We start from the raw sequence: 11622 nt of genomic DNA, 5'->3' as shown, positions 1-11622 counted from the left end.
GGTCGTTGCCTGTCAGAACGTGAAGCCGAACCGCGCGTACACGTGGTAGCCCTTCTTGTCCGAGGCCTGCGGCCCGCCGATCGGCACCGCGCCGTCGAGGTGGAACTCGAAGCGGTGGAACCGCGGCAGGCGGAAGATGAACCCCGCGCCGATGCCCTTGAAGGTCAGTGCGCTGTTGCCTGCCCGGTCGGCGCCGGCCGGCATGCCGCGGGCGTAGTCGATGAACGCCTCCAGCTCCAGCAGCTCGCGCCAGGGCCGGGCGTAGAACGGCGAGATCTTGTTGCCGAAGCCCGGCGCGTCGACGTGGTACTCCAGCGAGGCGTAGTAGCCGCGGTCGGTCAGGCCGTCGGCGATCGGGTAGGCGCGCACGCTGTCCGGGCCGCCGATCACGAATTGCTCCAGCGGCGCCAACGCGGCGTTGGTCCACTGCCCGGCCAGCTTGAAGTAGGCGCGCTGCGACTTGGTCAGGAACTGCAGGCGCGTGTAGGAGAAACGCAGGCTGGTGAAACTGCTGGCGTGATTCGGGCTGACCAGGTCCGGCTCGCGCGAGCGGTCCTTGATCGACTTGCGCAGGCTCACCTGCAACAGGTCGATGCCGTGCAGGCGCTGGTCGGTGCGGTTCATCGCCCAGGCCAGCTCGGCCACGTCGAAGCTCTCGTCCGACAGCGGGATGCCGAGACTGGTCAGGCGCGACTTCTCGCGGATGTAGTGCAGCGAGGTCTGCATCTGCATCGTGTCGGTGTTGACGAACTTCCAGTCGGCACCGCCGTACTGCGAGGAACTCGGGCCTTTCACGTCCAGCGCGGCGAGCTGGCTGGAATTGAGCTGCAGCTCGCTGCGGGTGGCGCCGATCACGCCGCTGAGACCGGGCACCACCACCGTCGGCGCGCGGTACACCAGCGAGCCGTAGACGTTGTTGCGCGGATCCATCGCGTAGTCGACGTTGGCGGCAAAGGTGTCGCCGATGCCCAGCGGGCTGTTCCAGGTGAAGCCGAGCTGGGCGCGGTAGCGACCGGTGAGATCGGTGCCGTAGTTGTTCGCGCCGGTGGTGATCGTGTACGGCCGCTTCGCCTCGTTGGCGACCATCAGCAGGTCGGTCTGGCCGGTCTTTTCGCCGGGCTGGAAGGTCGAGCTCACCGACACGCCGGGCAGATCGCGGGCATAAAGCAGTGCAGAATCGACGTCGCCCTTGCGCAGCACCTTGCCCTTCAACGGCTCCACCGATGCAGCGATCGCACTGGCGCGGTAACGCTTGTTGCCCTTGACGATGACGCGACCCAGCGTGCCCTCGAGCACCTGGATGCTGACCACGTGGTCCTGGCCGATGGTCTGCGCCGGCAGGAACGCCGTACCGAAGATGAAGCCGGCCTTGCGGTACTTTTCGGTCAGCGCATCGGCCACCTGCTGCAACTGGGTGAAGGCAAGCTGGGCGGGCTGGCCCGGGCCGCCGCCGAGCTTGTGCAACTGTTCGTCGGCCAGTGCCTGCATCGAGGCCGGGGTGATCCCGGCATCCGGATGCGAATCCACGCCCTGCACGCGGAAGGCGCTGACCGCGACGGTCTGCGCCGGGGCCTGGTCGCGTTCGCGTACCGGCGGCACCACGTTGTCGGGCGCCATCGGCTTGGGCGCCGGAGCCGGAACGGCGGACGCGGCCACCGCCGCGGGCGGCGTTTGCGCCGGAGCCTGCTGTGCGACCTCGCCGGCCGGGGTGGCTGGTGTGTCCTGCACGGTGAAGGCCATCACCTGCTCGGCCAGATAGGCACGAGCGTCCTTGAAGCCGGCCTTCTGCAACGCCGCCGTGATGGCGTCGGCCGCAGCCTGCCACTGCGCCGGGCTCAACGTTGCCGGATGACCGGCAGCGGCCATCGCCTGGCGGTAGCCGGCCTGCACGATCGCCTGGACCGACGCCGCATCGCTGCCGGCGGGAATCCCGCTGACCAGGATGCGCTGTGTCGGCGCAGACGCCGGGGTCGGTGAAGCCCCCGGCGCGGGCGATGCCGGAGGGGCGGGGGTGTCCTGCGCCCACGCCTGGCCGCCAGCCAACGCCAGCGCCAGGGCTGCTGCCAGAGAAGCCATCCGCACGACATCTTTCCCCTTGCAATGAGGCTGCCCGCGACATGGACGGTGGATCCCCCCACGCCCGCAAGCGGAGTGCGCGCGCAGCCCCCGGGAACGGCACCCCTCCTGAGTAATGCGCAACTGCGTCACAAATCTGGTCAGTCGCCGCCGATTCCTTGCGACTCAGCTCCCGCCCAGCTGCACCACCGCGTAGATCAGCAGCAACGCCAGGGCCAGCCCGACCACGGCCAGCAGCCAGGTCTGCAGCATCCGGCGACGGCGGTCGGGAAACAGCGCGCCGGCCATGTCCGCGCTGGGCAGGGCCTGGCGCCGGGCATCCTCCCGTCGCCCTCCCCCCGAAGCGGGCGGGGTGATCGCGTTGCGCGCGGTCACCCCGGCGCTGTCGTTCAGCCCCTGCAGCAGGGCGCGCCGCCGGGCGCGATAGTCCTCGCGGCTGAGCCGGCCGAGCCGGTGTGCCTCGTCCAGTGCCCGCAACCCCACATTGATGCGACGCTCCTGCTCGTTCATCTGAGCTCCCTCAGCACGCGGAATCCGACGTCGTTCTGGGCGCTGCCGCTGTCGGCGCGGTGCGCGTCCACGGTGCAGTCCGACCAGTAGCTCGTGTAGCTGGCCCCGCGCACGCCCACCTGGCCGCCGCTGACCACCCACTCCCACACGTTGCCCGTGAGGTTCACCAGTCCCCAGGGATTCGGGCTGCGTCCCAGCGGCGAGATCGGCGCGCCGCTGCCGTCGTCCCCGTTGGAGTTGGGCGGCACGCAGTTGCTGTCCGGCGACTGCTTCCAGCCGCCGCCCGCCTTCGCCGCATGCAGCCATTCGGCATCGGTGGGCAGGCGGTAGGTGAACCCGCTGCCCTTGCTCAGCCATGCGGTGTACGAGCGAGCAAGCGACAGCGGAATGTTGCTGATCGGCTGGGTCGCGGTCAGCCGGTCGCCCGCCGGCCGTGGCGCGCACTGCCCGGTGGCACTGCAGAAGCGGTTGAACTCGCTGACGCTGATCTCGTTGCGCGACATCGCATACGCCTTCCCGCCAGCCAGTCCGGGAATCACCACCAGCGGCGGGCCGCGCTTGCCGGCCACTTCATCGGCGCAGATCCGGCCCTTGCCGACCAGCGCCGGATCGCCGCAGGGATCGCTTCCGGCCGCGGCCGAGGCGGCGGTCGCTCCCGGCTTGGCGGTGCCGGGCCGGGTGCCGACGGCCCCCGGCGACGTCGGCGTGACGGTGGCTCCCGGATGCGTGGGGACACCCGCCGGCGTCACCGGCGTCGCCCCGGGTGCGGCGGACGGCGGTGCGGCGACCGGCGCAGCCGCCGACGGCGCAGCGGGTGGCTGGCTCGGCTTGAGGCTGTCCAGCAGCGCGGACAGGCTCCCCTGCTGCAGTTGCCCGCGCAGCTTCAGGTCCGATTCCAGCGCTTTCAGGGCATCGGGGTCGTCCTTCTGCACGCGTGCCAGCTGCTGGCGCAGACGCGACAGATCGGCAGAGGACACGCCGCTGGCGCGGGCCTTCATCGCATCGGCCACCAGGTCGTAGCGGGCCTTGGCCTGGCGCAGGTCGTCGCGGTTGCCCAGCGCCTTGAGTCCGCGCGCCAGGGTGTCCGCAGCCGACTGGAACCGGCCACGCCGCATCGCATCGGTCGCCTGGCCGAGGTAGGCATTGGCCAGCAGCTGCGGGCCCGTGCCGGCGAGGAAGGGATTGTCCGGCTGCAGCGTGCGGATGCGCGCCAGGGCTTCCTGCGCCTTGGCCACGTCGTTGGCGGCGGCGGCGCGCTTCATCGATTCGATGCGCGAGGTGACCTCGGCGGCCGCGCTCTCCTGCGCCAGTTGCGCCTGCACCTGCTGCTGCAGCGTGTCGATGCGACTGCGCTGGGCCAGCAGGGGCGCCGACTTCGGTGCGTAATGCAGACCCAGGTCGATCGCCCGCGAAGCCTGCGGCAGCTGCGACGGATCGTTCTGCGGGGCGACCGCGGTTGCGATCGCCGCCGCCAGTGCCTCGACCTGCTTCGGCGTCTGCGCATCGTGGGCGGTCGCGAGCGTGCTCATCGCCCGGGCCACCGCCGTCTGCCAATCGTTGTCCAGGGTCGGCCGGGCGATCAGCGCGGCCAGTGCCGCGTGCGCCTGTGGAACGCTCTGCGTGGTCGCCGGGGCGGCGCGGGCCAGTGCCGGCGCGGCCATCTGCGCCAGCTCGTTCGCACGCTGTTTCAGTCGCGTCGAATCCGGGAACACCGCCTGCGCCTGCTTCAGCTGCGCACGGGCCTCGTCCACGTGGTCCGCCGCCAGCGACTGGCCGATCGCGATGTCGTACTTCAGCTCCAGCTCGGCGTTCTTCAGCAGCCCGCTGGTGGGATCGATGGCGCGGATCGTGGCCAGGATCTGCACCGCGTTGTCCGGCTGGTCGGCGAAGATCGCGCCGTTCTCGATCGCCTTGCTCAGGCGCGTGTCGAGCTGGTTGAGCAGGTCGTTGCGTTCCTGCTCGATCGCGCTGCGCTTGAGGTCGAGCTTGGGCGAGAACAGCTTGAGCTGGTCACGCAGGGCGAACACGTGCTGCGCACCGGCATAGTCGTAACGCTTCTTGGCCGGATTCCAGTACGCATCGACGCGATCAAGCAAGAAGGTCTGGATCACATCGCTCTGGTCGACCACCACGCGCGTGCGCTGGTCGGCACCCAGCGCATCGAGCGCGCCGTAGGCCTGGTCTTCGGTGGTGTAGTGCTGCGGATCGGTCGGCGAGAAGCGCGCGACCACCTCGTTCACCTCGCGCTGCTGCAGGTAGTAGCGCGCGCCCCAGCCGCCGGCGACGAGGATCACCACGCCGATCGCCCCGACTACCACGAACGGGCCGGCGCGTTCGCGCAGGCTGATCTCGCGCAGGCCCTCGACCAGGTCGGCGGCGTTCTTCAGGCGCTTGTCGCTGGTGAAGGCGACCGCATCGCACAGCGTCTGGTACTGGCGCTTGGTCAGGCCCGGCACCGGCGGCGGCTTGCGCCCCTCGCGCATCGCCACCTCGGCACTGACCTTGTCGAACGGGTGCTTGCCGGTAAGCAGCTCGAACGCCACGCAGCCCAGCGCGTAGATGTCGTCGCTCGGCGTGGGCTCCTTGCCCTGGATCATCTCCAGGCTGGCGTAGGCCGGGGTGAGCGCGCCGAGCGTGCCGGCGTCGAACACGGTCTGTTCGCCGGTCGCCTCGCCCATGTGCTTGCCGGCGCGGGCAATGCCGAAGTCGAACACCTTCGGCATGCCGTCGCGGGTCACCATGACGTTGCCCGGCTTGAAGTCCGAGTGCACCACGCCCGCCGCATGCGCGCGCTTGAGCGCCCAGGCCATGCCTTCGATCAGCGGCCGCGCCCTGGCCAGCGGCATGCCGTTGTAGGCCTTCTCGCGGATCAGCGCCTTGAGATCGGAGCCGTCGACGTACTCCATCGTCATGAAGACGATGGTGCCGTCCTTGTCGAAGTCGTAGACGCGCACGATGTTGTCGTGCGCCAGCGACTGCGAGCGGCGCGCCTCGCGCTGCAGCGCGATCAGCGAATCGGGGTGGCGGCGGAACTCGTCGTTCAGCACTTTCACCGCGACGTAGGGATCGCGGTCGCGCGCCTCCACCTTGCGCTCGTCCAGCGCCAGGAACACCACGCCCATGCCGCCGCGGCCGATCTCCTTCTCCAGGTGGAAGCGGCCCTTGAGCACGCTGCCGACCGCCGCGTAGTCGCTGCCCTCGACGGACGCCATGCGTTGCCAGCTGTCGGAATTGAAGGTGCTGCTGGTGCCCGTGCCGGTGGCGCTGCCGGTCACGCTGGTGGCCTGGGTATCACGCGGGACGGGCGTCGAGGCCGGCTTGACCTGGGTCGCCTCGTCGTCCGCATGCGAGGGGCCCGAGGCCGGCTGCACCACGGTGGCATCGCCGTCATGCGCGGCCGGCGCCGTCGACGCCCCGCCCGGCTGGACCACCGTCGGATCGTCCGCGGCCGGCCGATGCGAGGACTGGACCACGGTGGCGTCCTCGCCCGTGACCGGCGCCGCCGCAGCGGCATCCTGCAGCGATCGCAGCGCCCCCAGCAGCGCCGCCGCCGTGTCCGGCGTCAGCGCACCCTCGGCCGCGAGCCGCTCGACCGTCGCCACCTCCTCGCGGTGCACGTCGGCGGGCTGGGCGCCACGCGAGCGCAATACGTCGAGCAGGGTCGACAACTGCAGCTTGTCGGCCTGAAAAGCGGCGATCAGTTCGTTGAGGAAATTCATGAATTGAGGGTCTTGGTCAATCCGGGAGCCGTACCGGGACGGCGAAGAAGTGCTTGCGGGCGTCGGGGATCAAGCCCGTTCGGTTCTGTCCGACGCCCGTGCGCCGCGATCGAGGCGACGCGGAAAAGGGGCCGGCGCAGTCGCCTGCGCCGGCGGGGTCTCAGCTCACCACCAGCATCGGCACCTCGTTGGTGCGCACCTGCTTGCCGTCCATGAACAGGGTCGAGCGCATGGTGTAGCGCCCCTCCTCGATGCCCTTGGGCAGGTTGAAGTTGAAGTTGGTTTCGTATTCGCCGGTGCCGTCGACGGCGGTGGCCGGCTTGCTCACCGTGGACAGCACCTTGCCCTCGGGCGAGTAGAGGGTGAGCTCTTCCTTCAGCTGCGGCGTCGCGTCGTGCGTCCCGTTGATCACGGTGACCCGCGACTGCATCTGCGCGGACGTTCCCGAGCGCACCGTGTTCGACGGCGTCAGCTCGCTGCGGTAGTCGGCCACCGTGTTGCTGGCCGGCAGCGCGCCGCGCTGGCGCGCGTACTCCTGCTCTACCGCCTTGGCGTCCCGCACCTTGCGGACGTGGTAGTTGTACGCGATGCACGCGAACGCGCCGATGCCGGCGCCGATCGCCGCCCCCGCCAGGTGCCCCTTGCCCTTGCCGAACATGGCGCCGGCAAGCGCGCCGAGGGCACCGCCCACCAACGGATTGCACGAGCCGGAGGAGCTTTCGGAACCCGCCGCGGTGCCGCCCGCCCCACTCTTGCTGGGCATCTGGGCACAGCCCGCAGTAACGGTAAGCACCAGGCTGGCCAGCACCAGGCTGGCCGCACGAAATCCACCTGTATTCATGTCCATGGCCCTCATTGGATGGAAATGCTGTTCATGGCCTGCTTCTGGGCCCGCTTGGCCTTGTCCAGCAGGCGTTGTGCCCGGGCGTCCCCCGGCTTCACCGCGAGTGCCGCCTGGGCATTGGCAATCGCCGCCGAATAGTTCTGTCGCGCAAAGTTGCGCTCGCCTTCACTGGTCAGCTTGAGCGCGACATCCTGCAGATGGCCGGAGTCCGGCGCGGGCGCGGGCGCGGGGCTGCGACGGTCGCCCGGCTCGCGGTCCGCCGCCGAAGCCACGCAGCGACCGTCCTGCGGTGCCGTTCCCGCCGGGCAGACGGGTGATCCGGCTTGCGCGCCCGTGCCGGTGGCCGGGGCATTCGCGGCAGCCGCCTTCCTCTCCGCCGCCAGCTGGCGCTCGGCCCGTTCCTTCTCGATCGCTGCCCGCCGGAGGTCCACCTGCGGCAGGTAGAGCTGCAGGCGCTCGCGCAACGCGAACAGGTGCTGCACCCGCGGGTAGTCGTAGAGGCCCTTGGCCGGATTCCAGTACGCGTCCAGCCGATCGAGCAGGTAACGCTGGATCACGTCGCCGTGCGCCAGCATCAACTGCTGGCGGTCGGCCTCGTCCAGACTGCCGAGCGCGCCCAGTGCCAGGTCTTCATTGCCGTAATGGTGCGGGTCATCGAGGTTGAAGCCGGCAGCGACCTGTTCCACGTGCCGGGCATGCAGGTAGCGCATGCCGGCGTAGGCGCCGATGGCCAGCACGGCAACCACCAGCGCACCGTAGGCCAGCAGCGGGCCGACGCGTTCGCGCAGGGTGATCTCGCGCAGTCCTTCAAGCAGCTGGTCGGCGCTCTTCAGGCGGTGCTCCCCGCTGAATGCCACCGCATCGTTCAGCGCCTGGCACTGTCGCTTGGTCAGGCCCGGCACCGATGGCGGCTTGCGCCCCCGCTTCATCGCCACTTCGGCGCTGACCTTGTCGAACGGATGCTTGCCGGTGAGCAGCTCGAACGTCACGCAGCCGAGCGCGTAGATGTCGTCGCTGGGGGTGGGCTCCTTGCCGTGGATCATCTCCAGGCTGGCATAGGCCGGGGTCAGCGCGCCGAGCGTGCCGGCATCGAACACGGTCTGCTCGCCGACCTGGTCGCCCATGTGCTTGCCGGCACGGGCGATGCCGAAATCGAACACCTTCGGCATGCCAGTGCGGGTCACCATGACGTTGCCCGGCTTGAAGTCCGAGTGCACTACACCGGCGTCGTGCGCGCGCTTGAGCGCCAGCGCCATCCCCTCGATCAGCGGCCACGCCTGCCTGAGCGGCATGCCGCCATAGGCACGCTCGCGGATCAGCGTCTTCAGATCGCAGCCATCGACGTACTCCATGGTCATGAAGACCGTGGCTCCGTCCTTGTCGAAGTCGTAGACGCGCACGATGTTGTCGTGCGCCAGCGACTGCGAGCGGCGCGACTCGCGCTGCAGTGCGATCAGCGAGTCGGGATGGCGGCGGAACTCGTCGTTCAGCACCTTCACCGCCACGTAGGGATCGCGGTCGCGCGCCTCCACCTTGCGTTCGTCGCGGGCCAGGAACACCACGCCCATGCCGCCACGACCGATCTCCTTCTCCAGCAGGAAGCGCCCTTTCAGCATGCGGCCGACCGCGACCTGGTCGGCCGGCCCGGCCTCCGCCACCCGCTTCCAGCTGTCTGCGCTGTCGCTCTGCGAGAGCGTCGGCTGGACGGTGCCGGTGCGGTCCGGCGGCGATGACGGCGCGCGGGGCTGCACGCGGGTGACGTCCTCGTCGCCGGGCGCGCCCGGTTGAGGACCCGGCTGCACCACGGTGGCGTCAGGATCGCGCTCGGCAGCTGCAGGCGAGCACGTGGAAGTGTGCAGCGGATGCACCACGGTGGCGTCATCCGGGTCGTCCGCCTGCGCGCCCTGCAGCTCGCGCAGGCGGGCCACCAGCAGATCCGCCAATGACGCCGCGAGCCGTCCTTCCGCGACCCACCCGGCGATCGCCGCCAGCTCCTGCTGGTGGGCGTCCGCGGGGCGGGCGCCCCGCGCAACCAGCGCGTCGAGCACCGCCTCCGGCGCGGGCTCGCCCGCCTGCAACGCCGCGGCGGCGTGCTCGAGCTCGCGCATGGAAGCGGCGGCCGGGTTCACGGCTGCAACTGCACGACTACGGCGGACACGTTGTCCCGCGCCGCCCGGCCGAGGGCCAGCGCGAACAACCCTTCCAGCAGCTCCTGGGGCGCGCCCCGCTGCCGGCACTCCGCCTCCAGCTCGGCGTCGGTCATCTCCTTGTTGACGCCATCGGAGCAGAGCACGAATTGCATGCCGGGCCGGCCGCCGGCCACCTGCCAGTCGACGAACAGCCGGTCTTCGGCGCCGATCGCGCGGGTCAGCACGCCGGCACCCGGCGACGGGGCCGCGGGCGCACCGCCGAACTGGGTGACGTCGTCCTTGGTGCCGTGCACGTGGTCGCGGGTCACCTGTTCCAGCACCCCGCCTTCGATGCAGTAGGCGCGACTGTCACCGACCCAGCCGCACAGCATGTAGTCGTGGTGGTGCACCAGCACCACCACGGTGGAGCCGATGATGTCCACGCCGCGCGCACGCGCCATCGCGACCAGATCGGTATTGACCTGCTCGAGCGCATCCTCGATCGCCTCGATGAAGTCGAACACGCTGCCGCTGCGAGTCAGTGCACCGAGCCGCTGCGCGATCAGCGCGCTCGCGTAGTCGCCGGCCGAATGGCCGCCCATGCCGTCGGCCACCACCCAGAGCCCCAGGTCGTCGCGCACCAGGATGGCGTCCTCGTTGTGGCGCCGGACCTTGCCGGTCACCGTGAGTCCCGCCGAAACGTAACGATCGGTCATGCTGCCACCTCGATGACGGCCAGCGGCCATGGCGCGGGGTCGGTGCCGAGCGCGGCCGCCTGTGCGATGTGGGCGCGCGCATGCGACGGGTCGGGCATCGCCAGTGCCCGGGCGAGCAGCGCCTGGTCCAGACCCATCAGCCGTCGCGTGGCGAGCAGCAGGAAGCGGTCGCCCGGCTCCACCGCGCAGACGATGTCCTCCGATTCCGGGGCGCCGGAACCGCCCAGCCCCACGGCAACGGCTGCGCGACGGGCGCCGAGCAGGGTATCGACGCCGGCGCCGGCCGATCCCGGGTCGCCTGCGAACACCGGGCGCATCTGCCCACGACGCCACTGCCAGACCTCGGCGGTCCCCATGCGCAGCACCGCCGCCCAGCGACCGGTGGTGTGCAGCGCCACCACGGCGGCATCCTCCATCACCGGGTCGATCAGGTCCTCGCTCGACGCCTGCAGCGCCGGGTGTCTTGCCAGCAACCGCTCGCGCAGCAGGTGCATGCCACCGGAAAACTCGCCCGGCGCCATCGACGCGGCGACCGCCTGCGCGGTGGCGGCAGCCCGGCAACGGGCGTCGTGTGCGCCGTCGTCGGCGGCCAGCACGGTCAGTGCACCGTCCATGCTGCGGTAGACCGCGCAGCGTGCCGGTGCGGTCGTCGACGCCGGCGACTCCACCGCGGGCGTGGGTGCAGGTGAAGGTGCGGTCTCCGGGGTGCCGCGACCGAAGCCGGGCACGGTCACGTCGTCGGGCACCCGCGCGGCGGCACTGGCCAGCACGCGCGACGCCGTGGTGTCGCCCTCGACGTGCGCCGGCGCACCGGGCGGGGGCGACGGCGGCGTCATGGCCGGCGCGGGTGCCGGCGGCGCCGGTGCAGGCGCCGCGGCAACACCGGCATTCGCGCCCGGGGCGAACGAGCGCAAGGTCCGCCAGCCCTCCTCGCCCTGCCCCGCGTCGAGGAATGCGGCGAAGCCCGACGGGGCCGGCAGCCCCTGGGTGGCCATCGCGCTGGCCGGCACCATCGCGGCTCCGTGCGTCCACCACAGGCACCACGATGGACCGGAGGCCGCCAGTTGCGACCACAGCACCTCGAGGAAACGCTCATCGTGGCCGTGCACCCGCAACGGCATCCGCCACTGCGGGGCACCGCGCCAGTCGATCCCCGCGAGCGCGGCGGACGGATCGCTGCGGGTGACCTCCTGTGGCCCCGGCAGCGCGGCCAGGCGGGCGTCGAACGCATCGGCTCCCCAGGCCTGCCGGCGCGCCTCGGCATGCGCCACCTCGAGCACGTCGAACCAGCGCTGCGCCTCGCGCAGGGTGCGTGGGCAGGCCGCCGGGTCCATGCCCAGCGGCGCAGCCATCACCATCGGGAAGCAGCGACCGACGCGGTCGGCCGCCGGCGCCATCACGCCGGCCCAGGCCGACTCGCCGCACACGCCCGGCGCCAGCACGAAGCGCCAGGCCGGACTGGCGAACCAGCGCTCCTGCCAGCTGGCACCGAGCCGCTCCCGGCTGGCCGCCACCGCATGCTCGAAGTGCCGGTCCCAGCGCTCGACGAAATCGCCGGGCAGCCGCCGCTGCACGAAATCCCCGGCACCCGGCAGCTTGCCGAAGAACCCCACCGATGCCGTCATCCC

Annotated in this window: 6 protein-coding genes and 1 pseudogene; all 7 read right to left on the bottom strand. The window is 70.9% G+C overall.

The window, feature by feature from the left end; all coding sequences use genetic code 11:
- Positions 1–12: 12 nt before the first annotated feature.
- Positions 13–1740, bottom strand: coding sequence for a ShlB/FhaC/HecB family hemolysin secretion/activation protein (locus C693_RS0113710; protein ID WP_052329399.1), 1728 nt, complete (start codon positions 1738–1740; stop codon positions 13–15).
- Positions 1741–2241: 501 nt separating this feature from the next.
- Positions 2242–2586, bottom strand: coding sequence for a hypothetical protein (locus C693_RS21835; RefSeq protein ID WP_017462859.1), 345 nt, complete (start codon positions 2584–2586; stop codon positions 2242–2244).
- Complete coding sequence (locus tag C693_RS0113700) at positions 2583–6305, bottom strand: protein kinase domain-containing protein (RefSeq protein ID WP_017462858.1); 3723 nt, start codon at positions 6303–6305, stop codon at positions 2583–2585. The genes C693_RS21835 and C693_RS0113700 overlap by 4 nt, the downstream gene beginning before the upstream one ends.
- A gap of 160 nt (positions 6306–6465) precedes the next feature.
- A complete protein-coding gene (locus tag C693_RS0113695; protein ID WP_241762674.1) occupies positions 6466–7146 on the bottom strand; it encodes a glycine zipper domain-containing protein in 681 nt (226 codons plus the stop codon).
- Between the two features lie 389 nt (positions 7147–7535).
- A pseudogene (locus C693_RS21830) lies at positions 7536–9257 on the bottom strand (serine/threonine-protein kinase); the annotation flags it as partial.
- A 17-nt stretch (positions 9258–9274) separates the two neighbouring features.
- Complete coding sequence (locus C693_RS0113685; protein ID WP_017462855.1) at positions 9275–9994, bottom strand: PP2C family protein-serine/threonine phosphatase; 720 nt, start codon at positions 9992–9994, stop codon at positions 9275–9277.
- Complete coding sequence (tagF, locus tag C693_RS22695) at positions 9991–11619, bottom strand: type VI secretion system-associated protein TagF (RefSeq protein WP_017462854.1); 1629 nt, start codon at positions 11617–11619, stop codon at positions 9991–9993. The genes C693_RS0113685 and tagF overlap by 4 nt, the downstream gene beginning before the upstream one ends.
- Positions 11620–11622: the final 3 nt, after the last annotated feature.

This window comes from Dyella ginsengisoli LA-4 (assembly GCF_000334915.1).
Taxonomy (GTDB): domain Bacteria; phylum Pseudomonadota; class Gammaproteobacteria; order Xanthomonadales; family Rhodanobacteraceae; genus Dyella_A; species Dyella_A ginsengisoli_A.
The sequence above is the reverse complement of the archived record's forward strand: the minus strand, read 5'-3'. Positions and strand labels throughout refer to the sequence as shown.

What these genes read in the sequence shown, in the direction of transcription:
- C693_RS0113695 (WP_241762674.1), bottom strand. Translation starts at nt 7,146, where the DNA reads ATGAATACAGGTGGATTTCGTGCGGCCAGCCTGGTGCTGGCCAGCCTG.
- C693_RS0113685 (WP_017462855.1), bottom strand. Translation starts at nt 9,994, where the DNA reads ATGACCGATCGTTACGTTTCGGCGGGACTCACGGTGACCGGCAAGGTC.
- C693_RS21835 (WP_017462859.1), bottom strand. Translation starts at nt 2,586, where the DNA reads ATGAACGAGCAGGAGCGTCGCATCAATGTGGGGTTGCGGGCACTGGAC.
- C693_RS0113710 (WP_052329399.1), bottom strand. Translation starts at nt 1,740, where the DNA reads ATGGCCTTCACCGTGCAGGACACACCAGCCACCCCGGCCGGCGAGGTC.
- tagF (WP_017462854.1), bottom strand. Translation starts at nt 11,619, where the DNA reads ATGACGGCATCGGTGGGGTTCTTCGGCAAGCTGCCGGGTGCCGGGGAT.
- C693_RS0113700 (WP_017462858.1), bottom strand. Translation starts at nt 6,305, where the DNA reads ATGAATTTCCTCAACGAACTGATCGCCGCTTTTCAGGCCGACAAGCTG.